Source organism: Shewanella polaris (assembly GCF_006385555.1).
Classification (GTDB): domain Bacteria; phylum Pseudomonadota; class Gammaproteobacteria; order Enterobacterales; family Shewanellaceae; genus Shewanella; species Shewanella polaris.
This window is the reverse complement of the sequence record NZ_CP041036.1, coordinates 328,097-346,205: the sequence shown is the minus strand read 5'-3', so window position 1 is coordinate 346,205 and position 18,109 is coordinate 328,097. Positions and strand designations below refer to the sequence as shown.

Sequence of the window (18,109 nt, the reverse complement as noted above, 5' to 3'; positions counted from 1 at the left end):
ATGATCAACAAACCTTTTGACACCCCATTGGAGTTCCTCGAATCAATCACGGAGAGACATTTTGAATAACAGAGTATTAGTTACCGGTTCCAGCCGAGGAATAGGTAAAGCCATCGCGATTAAATTAGCCGAGAATGGTTTTGATATTGCACTGCACTTTCACAGCAATCATGCTGCCGCAGCACAAGTACAAAAAACCTTATTGGATCTTGGTGTGCAGGTTAGTTTACTGCAATTTGATATTGCCGACCGCCAAGCGGTTAAGTTCGCAATCGAAACTGACATTGCCGAAAATGGTGCCTATTATGGCGTGATTCTTAATGCAGGTATTAATCGCGACACGGCTTTCCCTGCGATGACAGAAGATGAATGGGACAGTGTGATCCACACTAACCTTGATGGTTTTTATAATGTTATCCACCCTACGGTTATGCCAATGGTACAAGCTCGTAAAGGTGGACGTATTATCACCCTAGCCTCGGTGTCAGGCATTGCAGGCAATCGTGGTCAAGTGAACTACAGCGCCTCAAAAGCGGGAATTATTGGCGCAACTAAAGCTTTGTCACTTGAGTTAGCTAAACGCAAAATCACCGTCAATTGTATCGCACCGGGGTTAATTGAAACCGATATGGTCACAGATATCTCAACCGATATTGTCAACCAAATAGTACCGATGAAACGCATGGGCAAACCCAGTGAAATTGCCGGCCTTGCTAACTTTTTATTATCAGACGATGCCGCCTACATAACTCGCCAAGTTATCTCAGTTAACGGAGGCATGATATGAAGCGTGTAGTCGTTACCGGAGTGGGCGGTATTTCCGCATTAGGCCAAAACTGGCAACAAATTAAAGCCAGTCTACTAGCCAAACATAACTGCGTTATTCGGATGGATGAATGGGATCGCTACCCAGGTTTAAATACTCGTCTGGCGGCACCAGTGACTGATTTTACTCTCCCAGCCCATTATTCACGTAAAAAGATCCGCTCTATGGGGCGAGTATCCATGATGGCAACACGTGCCAGTGAATTAGCGCTTGAAGATGCAGGCTTGTTGAACGATCCCATCCTTAATTCCGGTCAAGTTGGAGTTGCTTACGGCTCATCAACTGGTAGTACCGATCCAATTATGGGCTTTGGTGACATGTTAAAAACCGGCGAAATGTCGGGGTTAACCGCCACCAGTTATATCCGCATGATGGCCCACACTACCGCGGTTAATATTGGGGTGTTCTTTGGCCTGCAAGGCCGTATTCACACCACCAGCAGTGCGTGTACCTCTGCCAGTCAAGGCATTGGCTATGCTTATGAAGCGATTAAATATGGCATGCAAACCATTATGCTCGCGGGTGGTGGTGAAGAGCTTTGCCCTACCGAGGCCGTGGTATTTGATACTTTATATGCCACCAGCACCCAAAATGATACTCCAGAGCTAACGCCACGACCATTTGACCAGAACCGCGATGGGTTGGTTATTGGTGAAGGTGCTTGTACCTTGATATTAGAAGAGCTTGAACATGCTCAAGCCCGTGGTGCTAAAATTTATGCAGAGCTAATTGGTTTTGGTACCAACTCAGATGGCCAACATGTCACTCAACCCAATGCTAACACCATGGAAGTGGCTATTCGTTTAGCCTTAAAGGATGCCCAATTATCGGCTCAAGACATTGGTTATATCAGTGCTCATGGCACCGCAACAGATCGCGGTGATATAGCAGAAACTGCCGCGACTCACGCAGTCTTTGGTGCAGAAACGCCCATCTCTTCATTAAAGAGTTATACCGGTCATACTCTAGGCGCTTGTGGTTCGTTGGAAGCGTGGACCAGTATTGAAATGATGAATGAAGGTTGGTTTTCGCCAACACTCAATTTGACTGATATTGACTCAGAATGCGCCCAACTTGATTACATCAAAGACGATATTCGACATATCGACACCAACTACATTATGAGTAACAACTTTGCCTTTGGTGGCATTAATACTTCATTGATTTTTAAACGTTGGCGTTAATTACATAAGGGTACACACTCTTTTGCAGCCAAATAAAACAGGCGAAAGCGATGCTTTCGCCTGTTTTTTACACTTTGTAAGCAGCAGCTTTGGTTTGATAGTCTTGAGTAATCTGTTTCATTTCTACCGCGCCACCAGCTAACTTTTTAACTTGTTCTGATAACAATACAACTGCTTGGGCATTATCCAAAATTTCAGTACCAATCTGAGTCAATCTATCTGCTTGTTGTTGTGTACCATTTGCCGCATTATGGCTCAAGGTCGCAACTTGACCGATTTGGAGTGAACGTTGTTCTAATCCTTGAGCAATACTACTGGTATGAGCTACATTTTGCGTCGTACGTTGCTTACCTTGATCCATCGACTCAACGGTTTTTAGCATACTGACATTCAAACGACTCAGTACTTTTTCTATGCCATCTGTAGATTGACTCGTACGTTGTGCTAAAGTGCGAACTTCATCTGCTACCACCGCAAAACCTCGACCACTCTCACCCGCTCTAGCTGCTTCAATTGCCGCATTTAACGCAAGTAAGTTAGTTTGATCTGAAATACTGCGAATAGCCTGCAGCAGCGCTGTGATAGCACTAATATCCGTGGTTAAATCAGTCATTGATTCAGTCACTTCAGTCATATTGGTTTCTAGCGCCTGCATGTCTTTCATAATGCTTAATGCACTTTGGCTATCACCAAGGCTCGAGGCTGCTCCTTCTTTTGCCTGATCCGCTGATATTTGACTGTCATGAGCCATTTGTTGAAAATTGTCGATCACATCTTGAGTCGACTCGGCAATCATTCTAGCTTGATCATTTTGCTGCTGCACTGCTTGCTGAGTTTGATCACTCAAGCTCATCAAGTTGTCAGAAGTGCTACCCATCTTCACCGCAATATCACGATAATCGTTAAATAATTGCGACAGTTCTTCGAGCATTAGATTAAACGACATTTCTGCATGAGTATCGGCTGAAGGTAAACGAATAGATAAATCTTTATTTGCTGATATCTGCTCAATAGCCCCAGCAATACGTTGATTAGCCAGTGAATCAGTACGCATAAACAAGGCAATACGAATAAGAATAAAGGTTTCAGTCGCAGCAAACAAAGCATGAACTAACATTATGGTCCAGTTACAATTACCGGCAAAAATCATTAACTGTGTACCTAATACTTCAATATCTTGCAATTGAATATAGGTCATAAGAATATGGTGTATTGCCACCGTCAACAAAGCAGCCAATAACGGCTGCCAGCGTAAATAAATAAGAAATACGCCCATGGTGGCAAAGATATGAAAGTGCATTTCAATCATACCCATTTGGCTTTGAATCAGTAATCCTGACACCGTCATCATAATTACTGCACCAACTATCGCAAATAACTCAGTCCCTTTCAGCAAGCTATAACTCAACTGAACTATGACTAAAATAGCTATCGCTGCAGTAATACTAAAGGTCAGCATTTCGGCACCAAAAAATCCACTGACGACTAATAATGGGGCCTGCAACATCAACAACCGATAGATATATAAATCATGTTTTTTGAGTAATGTTACAGTTTGATCATCATTCATATATAAACCTAAAGTTGAGCTGAAATAATATGGTTAAGGTCAATCAACATCTTGGGTATTGAAAGCTGTTTAGCCGTATAAATACGTTCGATGTTTCCGTTTGGAGCCAATAAAAATAGATTTCCAACATGGCTAATAGTAGTGAGTTCTCGATTAATATTATCTGATAAGAGAAATTCAAGAGAATACAAATCTTCTTCAACCAATGAAGCACTCACGAAACGTTTTGATCGTCCGTCAATCATAGCTTGTCGTACAGCAAATGAGTCGTTATCAGGATCGATAGTCACAAATATAAATTGGATATCCACTTTGGCTAACAAAGCATCTTGCTCTATGCGTTGCTCAAGTTGATCTAATTGTTTAATACGTATTGGACAAATTTCTGAGCACGACAAAAAGGCCAAAAATAAGTAGGTATAGGTTCCCACAGAAGCAGGGTAATGGTGGACTTGTTGATTAACGTCTTGCCAGCGAAAACGAATTTGTTGGCTATCACTGGTGGTAATTCCATAACTCTGCGAACCTGCTCCCCATTGATTAAGCAACATCAATATAGGGATAAGACTCACAGCAAGCAGAATTAAGATTGACGCGATGAAAATTTTGCTTAGCTTCATAAAATATAAACAACAGTATGGCGGCTTTTCAACGATAAGCTTGTGGGCTTTTGTTAATGAAACTACATTCTGAAAAGTAAAATTGGCATCAAACTAGATACTGACAGTTAATACTATACGCAACAAATGATTTTGTTGATCAACAAAATAAAAAAATAAAAAAACGCTTAATGATCCTTTAAATGCCAAAGTATCATCAGACGTTAATTATTTGAATCAGTGACTTTATATAAGCCTATGCATAAATTGATTAAAGTGTCATAGCATCAATAGCAAGTTTAGCTTGGCTAATGCCAGCTTCAGCAGCATCTGGACCCATATTTAATGCTTCAGCATAAATAGTTTCAACATTATTAATCCCGATAAAGCCCAACAAAGTCGTTAAGTAAGGCACCACATGGTCTGTAGGGCCACCTTTATGTACTCCACCACGAGTGGTCACAATAATGGCGCGCTTACCTTCGATTAAACCAACAGGTCCGGTATCGGTGTAAGTAAACGTCACACCTGCACGGGCAATAAAATCAATCCAATTTTTTAGTGTTGTCGGAATTGTAAAGTTGTACATAGGCGCGGCGATCACAATGGTGTCATGAGCTTTTATTTCAGCCACTAATTTATCAGATAATGCGAGCGCAGATAACTGACGCTCCGAAAGATTATCGCCACCGCGTAAACCTGAAGCAAGTTCGCCGTCTAACATTGGTAGTACATTTTCACCTAAATCACGCACTGTAATTTGCGCACCTTTGCTGTTCCATTGCTGATGTAAATAATCAACTAATGCTGAAGATTGTGAATAACCGCCTAGAATGCTTGATTTTAAAATTAATACTTTTGTCATTGTAAAGTCTCACCCATATGTATGTTGGGTCATATGGCTGTGTGCCTGACCAATGAAATAAGTATATTGATCTATAAAAAAGAATAAAAGCGCAATAAATCCGCAATTATATTCGATAAAAACGAAAGGTTATAACCTAGTCTGCATTAACAACTCTAGGAGGAAAAGATACATATTGGCCGGTAAAAGTGGCGCACATAATGTCATCGCAATACAATGCGACTTCTAAGGTAATCTTCACTCGGCGACCTCGAGTTAATGGGGTTAAATCAGTATAAGGCCAAATAACTTTGGCATAGGCCTGTTTGGAAATGGGTTTTAAATACCTTACCTTCGCATCAGCTAATACAATGTCACCATGTGCTTGTGACAATTGTTGCTGTAACCACACCATCCCCCAACCAGTCAACGTCATTAAGGTATAGATGCTGCCTGCAAACATGGTGTGATGTAAATTAATGTTAGGTTCAATAGGTGCTGTAACCTGTAAGCTATCTCCGTTGAACAACACAGGAGTAATATCCATAAATTTACTGACAGGAATAGTATTATGCCAAGTTTCACACAAAGTCTGTAGCAAGGCAGAGACCTTGGTATCCGATTGCGATTCAGTGAACGAAATATCAAGCATAGCGACATCCTTCCGATTGATGACTAGCTAATCTCAACTTGGGATAATAAACAGCTATAAACCAAGATGTTATACTTGCAGATTAAAGGTCACTGGACCATCATTAACCAATTCAACCTGCATATCTTCACCAAATTTCCCTGTTTCAGTAACAACTCCTTGTTGGCGACAATATTCTACAAAAGCGAGATAAAGACTATCGGCTTGCTCAGGGGTTGCCGCACTGGAAAAGCTAGGCCTTAAGCCTCTGCCGGTATCAGCGACTAAAGTAAATTGCGACACCACCAACAATTGCCCTCCGACTTGAGTCAGATTAAGATTCATCTTGCCATTTTCATCATTAAACACTCGATAATTAATGACTTTTTTAGCTAACTTAACCATTTTCTCAATGTTATCTTCGCGTTCTACACCTAATAAGACTAACAAACCTTGGTCAATTTTGCCGACAATCGTACTATCTACCGTGACTGACGCGCGTCTAACACGTTGAATTAATGCAATCATAACTGCCTTAAATACTATTTGGTGATACTTATTAAATGAGATAAAACAAGGCCGCTTTAAAGGACAGACTGAACAACAGGTACTTGTTTCCCAAGGCCCATCAAAATTAGCGGTTACTGAATATATTCACATAAAAAATTAAGATTTTTCAGAAGACGGACTGGATTTATCAACCTCAAGAGGATCATGCACATTATTATGATTCTGGCTTTTAGTTTCAGTCTCTGTAAATATTTCAGCTTTGAGATCATCCGCGATGACCGCTAAACTTTCTAAATATTCTGGTAATGCGGCCGTAATTTCTGCACCTAACAACACAATCATCCACGATAAGTACACCCATACAAACAAAATCGGGATCACTGCCAGCGCACCGTATATTGCTTCATAACTCGGAAACTGAGTCACATAAAACGCAAAACCCTTTTTGCCTGCTTCAAACAATACCGCCGCAACGACAGCGCCTAACAACGCATGTGAAAAATGGATTTTCTTATTAGGTACTACCATGTATAGCAGTAATATTGATGCGACTGAAAACAGCAATGGCAAACGTTCAATAATCCAAGGTACTAATCCAGATAGATCACTCCCCGTCACCACCTCTAATGAGACCACATACGAGGTAGCCACCAAACTAGCACCAATGAGTACAGGACCAAGCGTTAAGACCATCCAATACATCGAAAATGACACCACATATGAGCGTTTTTCAGTAATCCGCCAAATATTATTTAATGCTTTATCGATAGCTGAAATGAGCATAATGGCGACAAACACTAACGCGATAATACCCACAAAGGTACCTTTAGACGCATTAGCGACAAATTCGTTAATATGCACTTGTACCGTATCACCCGCTGCAGGTATAAAGTTGTTATAAATAAACCCTTCAATATTACCGCGAATACCTTTAAATACTGGGAACGCCGATAACATCGACATAGTCACGGCTAACATAGGCACCAATGATAACAAGGTAACATACGCCAAATGCCCTGCACGGATATTAATTTGGTCTTCAGCTAACCGTTGTTTGAGGTGCAATAGAAACTGCCAAATCCCACTAAAAAAAGCCACAATAGGGCTGTAATCAAACTTTTTGGGCATAATAATCCTTATTTAATAGCGCGTTATTGGAGATAATAATTGTATTCACCCGCTAACTTCGTACAATGTTATAACATATTAGTGATAAAAGAATGGAGAGAATTGATGTCACAACAAGGTTCAGCGGGTAATGTACTCGCAGCAGTAGCCAGTTTATTTTTCCCCGGCTTGGGTCAACTTTTACAAGGTCGTATTTTAGCAGCTTTGTTATTTTTCTGTATAACCGTCTTCTGCTATTTCTTCTCAGTACTGGTTTTTCCATTCATTATTGGCGCACTTTTCCATCTTTGGAGCATCATTGATGCAGCAAGATTTAAATCAGATAGTTAGTCCTTAACGAGGTAATTTTACGCCTCAAACAATAAAAGAGACACATTTATGAGAAAATGGATATCACTTGCGCTACTAAGTAGCAGTTTACTGTTGAGTGGCTGCCAAAGTGCCTATTACGGTGCAATGGAAAAAGTTGGCTACCACAAGCGCGACATAATGGTCGATCGCGTTCAAAGTGCCAAAGAATCCCAAGAAGAAGCGCAGGAACAATTTAGCTCAGCTTTAGAAGAAATGCAGGCTTTATTGGCATTTGATGGCGGTGATTTAGAAGATGCCTACAATAAAGCAAAAGATGAATATGAATCGGCGCAATCAGCAGCAGATGAAGTCACCGACCGCATTGGCAAAGTAGAAGATGTTGCAGAGGCATTATTTGACGAATGGCAGGCCGAAATAGAAGAAATAAGCAAAGCCAGTTTACGCCGCAACAGCACCAATAAACTTAATGAAACTAAGCGATCATATAGCAAGCTAGTTAAAAGTATGCGTCGAGCTGAAGCCAAAATGCCACCCATATTAACCGCGATGAAAGACAATATGTTGTATTTAAAACATAATCTAAACGCTCAGGCAATTGGTGCTATTAAGGGTGAATTTGCCAGTTTACAGACAGATATCTCTAGTCTGATTAAAGAAATGAATAAATCGATTGCCGAATCGAATAAATTTATCGAGTCAATGGAGCAAGGTTAGCCATTACCGCAAATATCGACTCAATGCCCTAAAGCGGTAACCTAAAAAATCGTTACACTAAAACGATCTAGGTGCTGCTTTGGGGTAATTAAAAATCGTCAGATATCCGTTATCTCGATATATAATAGACCGAGATACAATAAACCTAAAATTAGTCGATTGGTGATTCGTCCATGGGCAAAGCCGTACGGCTAAAAACTTGCCTTAATACCACAGTGGTTTCAATACTGGCGACAAACTTGAGGTTACCGAGTGATTTTTTGATAAAGTGTTGATAAGAAACTAAGTCTTTAGCGACTATTTTTAATAAATAATCATAAGCCCCAGTGACTACCGCACATTCCATCACTTGAGGAAGTTGTGCCATTGTAGATTCAAACAATGCTGTCGACTGATCAGTATGTTCAGTTAAGCGTACCGATGTATAAACTACAACATTCAACCCGACTTTTAGCGGATCCACTTGCGCACCATAGCCCAAAATGACTTTATCTTGTTCAAGTTTTTTTACCCTGCGTAAACAAGGAGTATCCGACATATTAACCTTGTCGGCTAATTCAGAAATAGCAATTCGACCATGACGTTGTAAAATATCTAATAGCTTGAGATCTTTCTTATCCATTGAACATATCGCTTTTTAGTGAAAGACAAATGAGTGATTAATCATATAAATATCATATTTATGAGTGAATTCCTCTACAAACTTATCACACTGTTAATTTATTCAATGAGATGCCCTCTCACTGATTACAAAAAAGCTGTCAATGATTGAAGCCTTAGAAGACAACACACTAAAAAATGGAATACTTAAATGACATGTAAACCATGACCTCCACACCCCCACAAAACAAATAAAACGTTGTATTAATTGAAAATAAATATATTCCAGTAGTGGCAAAATATACTTTTAATCATCAAATAAAAAACCCGATAAAGACTTATCGGGTTTTTTTATTTACTTGCCCTATATAAACTAGGGCACTACTAAGCTTAAGAATTACAAGCTGTAATACATTTCAAACTCAAGTGGATGAGTCGTACGTGAGACACGCTCACACTCTGCTGTTTTAAGCTGAATATAAGACTGAATAAAGTCTTCGCTGAACACGCCGCCTTTAGTCAAAAACTCATGATCCGCCTGTAGATTTTCCAGTGCGTTTTCTAATGACGTAGCAACCTGTGGGATCTCAGCCGCTTCTTCAGCAGGTAAGTCATACAAATCTTTGTCCATTGCTTCACCTGGGTGGATCTTGTTTTGAATACCGTCAAGACCAGCCATTAGCAATGCAGAAAAACCTAAATATGGATTTGCATGTGGATCAGGGAAACGCGCTTCGATACGACGGCCTTTAGGGCTTGGTACCACTGGAATACGGATTGAGGCTGAACGGTTACGTGCAGAATATGCAAGCATAACTGGCGCTTCAAAATGCGGTACTAAACGCTTGTAAGAGTTTGTACTTGGGTTAGTAAATGCATTCAATGCACGAGCATGCTTAATGATACCGCCAATATAGTAAAGCGCGATGTCACTTAGGCCAGCATATTTATCACCAGCAAATAAGTTAACGCCGTCTTTAGCTAAAGACTGATGCACATGCATACCACTACCGTTGTCACCTACAATTGGTTTTGGCATAAATGTCGCTGTTTTACCATAAGCATGAGCCATGTTATGAACAACGTATTTTAGAATTTGGATTTCATCAGCTTTCTTAGTCAATGTATTGAAACGTGTTGCAATTTCGTTTTGACCCGCAGTTGCCACTTCGTGGTGATGCGCTTCAACAACTTGACCCATTTCTTCAAGTACTAAACACATTGCAGAACGTAGGTCTTGTGAAGAATCAACTGGTGCTACAGGGAAATAACCACCTTTCACCATTGGACGGTGACCAGTATTGCCTTCTTCATAGCTCTTAGCAGAGTTCCATGATGCTTCTTTAGCATCAATCTTAACGAAACAACCTGACATATCCGTACCAAAACGGACATCGTCAAATATAAAGAATTCAGGCTCTGGACCAATTAATACGGTATCAGCGATGCCAGTAGAAATTAGATACTGTTCGGCTTTTTTTGCAATAGAGCGAGGGTCACGATCATAACCCGTCATCGTACCTGGCTCTAAAATATCACAACGGATAAGTGCTGTGGTTTCTTCTGTGAAAGGGTCTAATAGAAAAGTTGTTGCGTCTGGCATTAGCACCATGTCAGATTCATTAATGCCTTTCCAGCCTGTAATTGAAGAACCGTCAAACATTTTGCCATCTTCAAAGAAATCTTCATCTACTTGATGAGACGGAATAGAAACATGTTGTTCCTTACCTTTAGTGTCGGTAAAGCGTAAGTCTACAAACTTAACTTCTAACTCTTCAAGTTGCTTTAAAACTGATTCAACTGACATTCTAAGCCTCCGTTAGGGTAAAGGGTTGTCCCTTAATATAATTTTGTTATTCGCCAGATAATGCATCTGGAAAACGAATTTTGCATAATTATCTGCAGTAAAGCGATATTCATGCCACATCGCTAAGTAATTGATTTTACGAAAATGAGAAATACACTTCACACTCCGAACACACCAATTGCACCAATACAGTGCGTCACGAGTTTACTTATGGTGCAATAGTCCATAATAGTGCGTCGTAATTATCTTGGTGTTTTAGCTCTGTCACATTTTAGTATCACACCTTTGTTATGTTTAATATATAAACGTTTCATATTGTTTTTTTTAGGCTTAGAAAGCAATATATTTACAGGTGTTCAAAAATAATCCTATCTACAAAAGCCGCTGTGAAGTAGAATGGCACGCTTTTTTACATTGGCTATAATAGATAGCTTTTGTTAGATCCTTTTTTTTATTTGCTGGTTTAGAGGTTTATCTGTGTTAGAGAATTTACGTAACATCGCCATTATTGCCCACGTTGACCATGGCAAAACAACCCTGGTTGACAAAATGTTGGCGCAGTCAGGAACCCTTGCATCTCGTGGAGAAGCTACTGAGCGGGTTATGGATTCTAACGATCTTGAAAAAGAACGTGGGATCACCATTCTGGCAAAGAATACTGCCATCCAGTGGAACGACTACCGTATTAATATCGTTGATACTCCTGGCCACGCCGATTTCGGTGGTGAAGTAGAACGTGTTTTATCTATGGTCGATTCAGTATTACTATTGGTTGACGCAGTTGATGGCCCAATGCCACAAACTCGCTTTGTAACCAAGAAAGCATTCGCTCAAGGCCTTAAGCCGATTGTTGTTATCAACAAAATTGACCGTCCAAGTGCTCGTCCAGATTGGGTTATTGACCAAGTATTCGATTTATTCGTTAACTTAGGTGCCACTGACGAACAATTAGACTTCCCAATCGTTTATGCTTCGGCATTAAATGGTTTTGCAACATTAGATCCTGATGTAGCAAGCGATGATATGACGCCTCTATTCCAAACTATCGTTGAGAAAGTATCTTTCCCTGACGCTGATGCGGAAGCGCCATTCCAAATGCAAATTTCTCAAATCGATTATAACTCATACGTGGGTGTTATCGGTATTGGCCGTATTACCCGTGGTAGCGTTAAGACTAACCAACAAGTGACTATTATTGGCGCTGATGGTAAGACTCGTAACGGTAAAATGGGCCAAGTATTAGGTTACATGGGTCTTGACCGTACCGAAGTGCCAATTGCAAATGCAGGCGACATCGTTGCAATTACAGGTTTAGGTGAACTTAAAATCTCTGACACTATCTGTGCAGTGAATGCAGTAGAAGCAATGCCACCGTTAACTGTTGATGAACCAACATTAACAATGACATTCCAAGTAAACACTTCTCCGTTCGCGGGTAAAGAAGGTAAGTATGTGACTTCACGTAACATACTTGAGCGTTTACAAACTGAATTAGTTCACAACGTTGCACTTCGCGTTGAAGAAACAGAAAGTCCAGACCGTTTCCGCGTTTCAGGACGTGGTGAATTACACTTATCGATTTTAATTGAAAACATGCGTCGTGAAGGCTATGAATTAGCAGTATCGCGTCCTGAAGTTATTCTCAAAACAATTGATGATGAGTTATGTGAACCATACGAAACGGTAACCGTTGACGTTGAAGAAGAACATCAAGGTACCGTAATTGAAAAATTAGGTGTTCGTAAAGGTGAAATGAAAGACATGCAGCTTGATGGTAAAGGTCGTGTACGTATCGACTTCATCATTCCTAGCCGTGGCTTAATTGGTTTCCAAACCGAGTTCTTAACTGCAACATCTGGTACGGGTCTAATTTATCATTCATTTGATCACTACGGTCCACACAAAGGTGGCGATATTGGTCAACGTGCTAACGGCGTATTGATTTCAAACGCAACAGGTAAAGCGCTAACTTTCGCTCTTTTTGCATTACAAGACCGTGGTCGTATGTTTATTGGTCACGCTGCCGAAGTGTATGAAGGTCAAGTTGTGGGTATACACGCTCGCTCTAACGATTTGACAGTAAACTGTCTTAAAGGTAAGCAGCTAACTAACATGCGCGCATCAGGTACTGATGAAGCACAAGTATTGACGACTCCTATTACATTGACGCTTGAACAAGCGCTTGAGTTCATCGATGATGATGAATTAGTTGAAGTAACTCCTAAGAACATTCGTGTTCGTAAGAGATTCTTAACTGAAAATGAGCGTAAGCGTAATAACCGCGGTTAATCAATGAGTGGCAAATTATATTTGTCACACTTGACACCTAAAAAGCCCAGATGCCTGTTGCATCTGGGCTTTTTGTTAGCGGTGATTTGGAATCAACATGAAAACATTTAACTAGATATTTTACCCAAACCTAGATAAATTCACGTAATATCAAATTTACTCATTATCTGGTTATATAATTAACGAGAATAGAATCATATCAATTGAAGGAGATTATATAAGTATGTTGCATCAAGTGAGTGTCGCGAAACTGGCCAATGTTTATTTTAACGGTAAAGTCGTCAGTAGAAGTGTAGTGTTAGCCGATGGCAGTAAACAAACTTTTGGCGTAGTAATGCCTGGTGAATATGAGTTTTCAACAGCTCAAGGTGAAATAATGCAAGTCATTTCAGGTGAATTTGACGTATTATTACCAGGCCAAACAGAATGGGTAGCTTACCCTACTGGTAGCCAGTTTCAACTTGCACCAAATGTGAGCTTTAGTATCCGAACAGAGCAAATTTCAGAATACTGCTGTCAATATATCTAATCATATTGAGTGCTCATCTCATTACCCACTTCAGCTTAACCAGTTTAAGCTGATTTTTTCTATAAAAACGTCTACTCTATTGAAACGATTGTTTTATGGAGTGGATCATGCGCCTTATCATACTTATTGGTTTGCTATTATTGAGTAGCCAAAGCCTTGCTACTGTTTACCGTTGGGTAGATGACACTGGTAAAGTTCATTACTCAGATGAACCGAAAAATAATGCTGAAGTTGTTGATCTAAATGAAAACACCCAAAATAACATGACAATTAACACGCCTACAAAAATCAATACAACACCAACAACAGAAACCAAAATTAACTACAAAATATCGATTATCTCACCTCGAGAAGATACCACAATTCGTGATAATAACGGTGCGTTTACGGTGTCAGTTAGCGCCTCACCTCAGTTACCTCGCGGAGTATTATTTACTTTACTTGTTGATGGAGTGACTACGGCATCACCTCAGGTATCCAATGAGTTTCAATTAACGGGCATCAATCGTGGTCAACATTCTATTGTTGTTAACGCTGTAACACAAAGCGGCAAAGTCCTTGCATCAAGCTCTCCTAGAAAGATATTCCTTCACCAAGCATCTGTATTTGGGCCGGCAAAAAAGCCTAAGTGATTAAGATAAAATCTAGCTTATTCATTGATTTATAAATTTATGCGTGACTATTTATCTTAGGAAGAGCTTGTGTGTTCCGGGTTGTGCGTCGCACCAAATCGGTGCATTATAATAGTGCAACCCTATACTAGGACGACTAATGGACACAAATAATCTACTAAATCATTTAGTCACAGCAGTGCTGGTAATCAATACCGAGCTCAAGCCGTGCTATGCCAATGCGGCAGCTGCACAATTATTGGGAGTCGGTAACCACAAAATACTTGAACAAACTTTACCTGAGTTATATCAATTAATGGGGGTTGAACCACAATTACTGCGTAATGCCATTAATGCAGGCCAAAGTCTTACCGTTAATACTGCAGCGTTAATTACCCTAGAGGGTCAACACCACACTATTGATATCACCTTAATGCCCATTGAAAATGACACCAATTTAAGCATTTTGGAGTTACGCCAAGTTGATCAGCAGCGTCGTATCCATCAGCAACTTAATATGGACGCTCAACAACAAGCGGCACAATTTTTAGTGCGTAATCTCGCCCATGAAATAAAAAACCCACTCGGGGGGCTTCGTGGCGCAGCGCAGTTATTATCACGCGAATTAACTTCACCCGATCTAAAAGAATTTACCAGTTTAATTATCGAACAGGCTGATAGATTGCGTAATTTAGTCGATCGCTTGCTTGGGCCACAACGTCCAACCCAGCATGCTGAGCACAACATCCATCAAGTAATACAAAAAGTATTGAAACTCGTTGAGATGGCACTGCCTAGTAATATTAACTTAACGCGCGATTATGATCCGTCGATACCCGATATTCAAATGGACCCAGAGCAAATGCAGCAAGCAATATTGAATATTGTGCAAAATGCCATTCAGGCTTTGGAGCATTGTGGCGGTGATATCGTCATTCGAACGCGTACCCAACATCAAGTCACTATTGGAACAAAGCACTATAAAGTAGTACTCGCCTTATCCATTATCGATAACGGCCCCGGTATTCCTGCAGAATTAATCGACACACTTTTTTATCCGATGGTTACGGGTCGTGACGAAGGTTCAGGATTAGGTTTATCCATTGCACATAACATTGCTCGATTACATGGCGGTCGCATCGATTGTGTCTCGGCACCAGGTCATACCGAATTTATTATTAACCTGCCATTACAATAACTAGCATGCCCTTTGTAGGCAGAATGAGGTAGTAAAATGAACATTAGTGAACAAGTTTGGATCCTCGATGATGATAGCTCAATCCGTTGGGTACTCGAAAAAGCACTTCAAGGTGCATCACTGTCAACAGCCAGTTTTGCAGCTGCTGAATCCTTATGGCAAGCTCTAGAAGCATCGCAACCACAAGTCATTGTTTCTGATATCCGTATGCCTGGCACTGATGGGTTAACCTTGCTTGATCGCTTACAACTACATTATCCACATATTCCAGTCATCATCATGACAGCGCACTCAGACTTAGACAGTGCCGTGAGTGCATATCAAGCCGGTGCATTTGAATACTTGCCAAAACCATTCGATATCGATGAAGCCATTAATTTGGTCGAGCGCGCACTCACTCATGCAACAGAGCAAATACCACAACCTGTTATTGATACGACGATAAAAACACCAGAAATTATTGGTGAAGCCCCTGCAATGCAGGAAGTATTTCGTGCCATTGGTCGCTTATCTCGTTCATCGATTAGTGTCCTCATTAATGGCCAATCAGGTACTGGTAAAGAGTTAGTTGCAGGCGCATTACACAAACATAGTCCTCGCAAAGACAAACCGTTTATTGCATTAAATATGGCAGCGATTCCAAAAGATTTGATTGAGTCAGAACTTTTCGGTCATGAAAAAGGCGCCTTTACTGGTGCAGCCAACGTGCGCCAAGGACGTTTTGAACAAGCTAATGGTGGCACCCTGTTTTTAGATGAAATTGGTGATATGCCAATCGATGTCCAAACTCGATTATTACGTGTGCTTGCTGATGGTCAGTTTTATCGTGTTGGCGGTCATCAAGCGGTGCAAGTTGATGTACGAATTATTGCCGCAACACATCAAAACCTCGAAGTGCAGGTGCAAAAAGGCACCTTCCGCGAAGATTTGTTTCATCGCCTTAATGTGATCAGAGTGCATTTACCACCATTATCACAACGCCGTGAAGACATTGCCCAACTCGCCAATCATTTTTTAAGCACGGCAGCTAAAGAGATCGGTGTTGAACCTAAAATACTCACCAAAGAAACGGCCGTAAAACTGGCTAACTTACCTTGGCCGGGCAATGTTCGCCAACTTGAAAATACTTGTCGTTGGTTAACGGTGATGGCGTCCGGACAAGAAATTTTACCGCAAGATTTACCACCGGAATTGCTCAAAGACCCAGTAGCAAACCAGCAAAAACAAGCTGGATCAAGTGATTGGCAAACCGCATTAACTGATTGGATTGATGAAAAGCTGGCTGCAGGTGAAAGTGATTTACTCACTGAAGTTCAACCTGAATTTGAACGTATTTTACTTGAAACTGCACTTAGACATACTCAAGGCCATAAACAAGAAGCCGCTAAACGCCTAGGGTGGGGCCGTAATACCCTGACACGTAAATTGAAAGAACTGTCGATGGATTAAGCACAAGTATTGCCATCATAATCGCAGTAATGCCTGTGTTGCTTTAAGGTTTGTTAAGTTTGACTCACTTAACAAACCTTAATCCAACGCAGACTAAACCTTGTATCTAAAATAGCCATTTTCGCGAGACTATGTTGGATTATCATCCAATCAGTTAGTTGTCATCCCACAAATCTGTATCCAAACAACCGCCAAAGAATCAATTAACCCCGCGATAAGGGTTAATAAAAAGCATAGATCTCTATTCATCATTGATTAAACCGGATCTTGGTGAATAATCACTTCAGCATCATCAAATGCCGCTTTAATCGTAAACTCTGCTTTTTCTGCTATTTTATGAGCATCATACAGTGATAGGTCACCCGCTAATTCCATATGTAATTGAATAAAAGTTGTTTTACCCGCTTGACGAGTGCGTAGATCATGAACCCCTTGAACCCGAGGATCTTGTTTAGCTAATGCTTTAATCTTATTGCGAGTATCATCATCGAGTTCCCGATCGAGTAAGCTTTGAATGGAACGATAACTCAAACCAATGGCTTGATTGCCAATAAACAACGCGATAAATACAGCAAATAGACCATCAGCCCACCACCAACCATATTGCGCTAATACCAAGGCTAATAAAACCGCCGCATTTAGTAACAAATCAGATTTATAATGTAATGAATCAGCTTCAACCACAGAACTGTTGGTTTTCACCAAAGCGTGACGTTGCAGTAACACTAAGGCAAATGTCAGTACTATCGCAATAATAGACACCACTATGCCACTCATTGGATTGGTTACCGGAACAGGGTTAATTAACTTTTCACCGCCATAAAGCAAAAGTAATGACGCAGAGCCTAAAATGAATGCAGCTTGGGCCAACGATGCTAACGGCTCAGCTTTACCATGGCCATAGCGATGATCTTTATCTGCTGGCACAATGGCATAACGAATCGCGATAAAATTAACAATCGACGCCAACGCATCAGCAAATGAATCTGTTAACGACCCCAGCATACTGGCCGAACCTGAATAAAGCCAAGCGATTAACTTAATGACAATAAGGCACAGTGCCGTAGCGATTGATGCTCGACTGGCTAACTTGACCCAAAAGTCATATTCAGAGGTTGTAGACATAGTGAAGTTATCAACTCTTTAGCTTGGTAATAAACAGCCTTTACTATAGCAAGTTCATTGCTTCATGAGGATAAAGTTTACTAAAGTAAGCGTTAGTTATATGCAATATGTGACCATTAGCAAACTTGCATAAACAAAAAAGCCGTTACCACAAGGTAACGGCTTTAAACGATTATACTTTAT

18 protein-coding genes are annotated in these 18,109 nt (G+C 40.6%); 9 read left to right on the top strand and 9 right to left on the bottom strand.

Annotated features, from left to right (window positions below; all coding sequences use genetic code 11):
- The first annotated feature begins 61 nt into the window (after positions 1 to 61).
- Entirely contained in the window at positions 62 to 787 is a 726-nt protein-coding gene (locus tag FH971_RS01520; protein ID WP_140233096.1) for a 3-ketoacyl-ACP reductase FabG2, read from the top strand.
- A complete protein-coding gene (locus FH971_RS01515) occupies positions 784 to 2,010 on the top strand; it encodes a beta-ketoacyl-ACP synthase (protein WP_137223600.1) in 1,227 nt (408 codons plus the stop codon). Before FH971_RS01520 ends, FH971_RS01515 begins: the two co-directional genes overlap by 4 nt.
- Before the next feature lie 67 nt (positions 2,011 to 2,077).
- Here the strand turns inward: FH971_RS01515 and FH971_RS01510 are convergent, their stop codons facing one another.
- The 6 genes from FH971_RS01510 to FH971_RS01485 form a co-directional block, all read right to left on the bottom strand.
- Positions 2,078 to 3,580, bottom strand: a complete 1,503-nt coding sequence (locus FH971_RS01510; protein WP_206194440.1) for a methyl-accepting chemotaxis protein — start codon at positions 3,578 to 3,580, stop codon at positions 2,078 to 2,080.
- A gap of 8 nt (positions 3,581 to 3,588) precedes the next feature.
- Positions 3,589 to 4,200: an SCO family protein gene (locus FH971_RS01505; protein WP_140233095.1), complete on the bottom strand. Its 612-nt coding sequence runs from the start codon at positions 4,198 to 4,200 to the stop codon at positions 3,589 to 3,591.
- Between the two features lie 250 nt (positions 4,201 to 4,450).
- Positions 4,451 to 5,044, bottom strand: a complete 594-nt coding sequence (locus tag FH971_RS01500; RefSeq protein ID WP_140233094.1) for an FMN-dependent NADH-azoreductase — start codon at positions 5,042 to 5,044, stop codon at positions 4,451 to 4,453.
- 136 nt (positions 5,045 to 5,180) lie between these two features.
- Positions 5,181 to 5,675 (bottom strand): thioesterase domain-containing protein, encoded by a 495-nt coding sequence (locus tag FH971_RS01495; RefSeq protein WP_137223604.1) that lies wholly within the window; start codon positions 5,673 to 5,675, stop codon positions 5,181 to 5,183.
- Between the two features lie 69 nt (positions 5,676 to 5,744).
- On the bottom strand, positions 5,745 to 6,182 hold the full coding sequence (dtd, locus tag FH971_RS01490) for a D-aminoacyl-tRNA deacylase (protein ID WP_140233093.1): 438 nt from the start codon (positions 6,180 to 6,182) through the stop codon (positions 5,745 to 5,747).
- A 138-nt stretch (positions 6,183 to 6,320) separates the two neighbouring features.
- Complete coding sequence (locus FH971_RS01485; RefSeq protein WP_140233092.1) at positions 6,321 to 7,292, bottom strand: virulence factor BrkB family protein; 972 nt, start codon at positions 7,290 to 7,292, stop codon at positions 6,321 to 6,323.
- 105 nt (positions 7,293 to 7,397) lie between these two features.
- Between FH971_RS01485 and FH971_RS01480 the strand changes: the two genes are divergently transcribed.
- Both FH971_RS01480 and FH971_RS01475 read left to right on the top strand, forming a co-directional pair.
- Positions 7,398 to 7,622 carry a hypothetical protein gene (locus FH971_RS01480; protein WP_137223610.1) on the top strand — a complete coding sequence of 75 codons (225 nt, stop codon included), beginning with the start codon at positions 7,398 to 7,400 and terminating at the stop codon, positions 7,620 to 7,622.
- 48 nt (positions 7,623 to 7,670) lie between these two features.
- Complete coding sequence (locus FH971_RS01475; protein ID WP_137223612.1) at positions 7,671 to 8,318, top strand: DUF2959 domain-containing protein; 648 nt, start codon at positions 7,671 to 7,673, stop codon at positions 8,316 to 8,318.
- A 151-nt stretch (positions 8,319 to 8,469) separates the two neighbouring features.
- Here the strand turns inward: FH971_RS01475 and FH971_RS01470 are convergent, their stop codons facing one another.
- Positions 8,470 to 8,940 carry an Lrp/AsnC family transcriptional regulator gene (locus FH971_RS01470; RefSeq protein ID WP_140233091.1) on the bottom strand — a complete coding sequence of 157 codons (471 nt, stop codon included), beginning with the start codon at positions 8,938 to 8,940 and terminating at the stop codon, positions 8,470 to 8,472.
- 375 nt (positions 8,941 to 9,315) lie between these two features.
- Positions 9,316 to 10,725, bottom strand: a complete 1,410-nt coding sequence (gene glnA, locus FH971_RS01465; protein WP_137223616.1) for a glutamate--ammonia ligase — start codon at positions 10,723 to 10,725, stop codon at positions 9,316 to 9,318.
- 477 nt (positions 10,726 to 11,202) lie between these two features.
- Here glnA and typA point away from each other — a divergent pair, with 477 nt between their 5' ends.
- The 5 genes from typA (at position 11,203) to glnG (ending at position 16,801) form a co-directional block, all read left to right on the top strand.
- Entirely contained in the window at positions 11,203 to 13,014 is a 1,812-nt protein-coding gene (gene typA, locus FH971_RS01460) for a translational GTPase TypA (protein WP_137223618.1), read from the top strand.
- A gap of 217 nt (positions 13,015 to 13,231) precedes the next feature.
- The gene (gene ppnP, locus FH971_RS01455; protein WP_140233090.1) at positions 13,232 to 13,543 is read left to right on the top strand and encodes a pyrimidine/purine nucleoside phosphorylase; all 312 of its coding nucleotides are present in this window, start codon (positions 13,232 to 13,234) and stop codon (positions 13,541 to 13,543) included.
- Positions 13,544 to 13,650: 107 nt separating this feature from the next.
- Positions 13,651 to 14,175, top strand: coding sequence for a DUF4124 domain-containing protein (locus tag FH971_RS01450; protein WP_140233089.1), 525 nt, complete (start codon positions 13,651 to 13,653; stop codon positions 14,173 to 14,175).
- Positions 14,176 to 14,314: 139 nt separating this feature from the next.
- On the top strand, positions 14,315 to 15,352 hold the full coding sequence (glnL, locus tag FH971_RS01445; protein WP_140233088.1) for a nitrogen regulation protein NR(II): 1,038 nt from the start codon (positions 14,315 to 14,317) through the stop codon (positions 15,350 to 15,352).
- A gap of 36 nt (positions 15,353 to 15,388) precedes the next feature.
- Positions 15,389 to 16,801, top strand: coding sequence for a nitrogen regulation protein NR(I) (gene glnG / locus FH971_RS01440; RefSeq protein WP_140233087.1), 1,413 nt, complete (start codon positions 15,389 to 15,391; stop codon positions 16,799 to 16,801).
- A gap of 255 nt (positions 16,802 to 17,056) precedes the next feature.
- Here the strand turns inward: glnG and fieF are convergent, their stop codons facing one another.
- Positions 17,057 to 17,926, bottom strand: a complete 870-nt coding sequence (gene fieF / locus FH971_RS01435) for a cation efflux pump FieF (protein ID WP_140233086.1) — start codon at positions 17,924 to 17,926, stop codon at positions 17,057 to 17,059.
- Positions 17,927 to 18,109: the final 183 nt, after the last annotated feature.

Excerpts from the sequence above, each read along its gene's own strand:
- glnA (WP_137223616.1), bottom strand. The coding sequence starts at position 10,725 with ATGTCAGTTGAATCAGTTTTAAAGCAACTTGAAGAGTTAGAAGTTAAG.
- glnL (WP_140233088.1), top strand. The coding sequence starts at position 14,315 with ATGGACACAAATAATCTACTAAATCATTTAGTCACAGCAGTGCTGGTA.
- FH971_RS01480 (WP_137223610.1), top strand. The coding sequence starts at position 7,398 with ATGTCACAACAAGGTTCAGCGGGTAATGTACTCGCAGCAGTAGCCAGT.
- FH971_RS01470 (WP_140233091.1), bottom strand. The coding sequence starts at position 8,940 with ATGGATAAGAAAGATCTCAAGCTATTAGATATTTTACAACGTCATGGT.
- FH971_RS01485 (WP_140233092.1), bottom strand. The coding sequence starts at position 7,292 with ATGCCCAAAAAGTTTGATTACAGCCCTATTGTGGCTTTTTTTAGTGGG.
- FH971_RS01450 (WP_140233089.1), top strand. The coding sequence starts at position 13,651 with ATGCGCCTTATCATACTTATTGGTTTGCTATTATTGAGTAGCCAAAGC.
- FH971_RS01510 (WP_206194440.1), bottom strand. The coding sequence starts at position 3,580 with ATGAATGATGATCAAACTGTAACATTACTCAAAAAACATGATTTATAT.
- FH971_RS01515 (WP_137223600.1), top strand. The coding sequence starts at position 784 with ATGAAGCGTGTAGTCGTTACCGGAGTGGGCGGTATTTCCGCATTAGGC.
- glnG (WP_140233087.1), top strand. The coding sequence starts at position 15,389 with ATGAACATTAGTGAACAAGTTTGGATCCTCGATGATGATAGCTCAATC.
- FH971_RS01495 (WP_137223604.1), bottom strand. The coding sequence starts at position 5,675 with ATGCTTGATATTTCGTTCACTGAATCGCAATCGGATACCAAGGTCTCT.
- FH971_RS01475 (WP_137223612.1), top strand. The coding sequence starts at position 7,671 with ATGAGAAAATGGATATCACTTGCGCTACTAAGTAGCAGTTTACTGTTG.
- fieF (WP_140233086.1), bottom strand. The coding sequence starts at position 17,926 with ATGTCTACAACCTCTGAATATGACTTTTGGGTCAAGTTAGCCAGTCGA.
- FH971_RS01500 (WP_140233094.1), bottom strand. The coding sequence starts at position 5,044 with ATGACAAAAGTATTAATTTTAAAATCAAGCATTCTAGGCGGTTATTCA.
- FH971_RS01505 (WP_140233095.1), bottom strand. The coding sequence starts at position 4,200 with ATGAAGCTAAGCAAAATTTTCATCGCGTCAATCTTAATTCTGCTTGCT.
- dtd (WP_140233093.1), bottom strand. The coding sequence starts at position 6,182 with ATGATTGCATTAATTCAACGTGTTAGACGCGCGTCAGTCACGGTAGAT.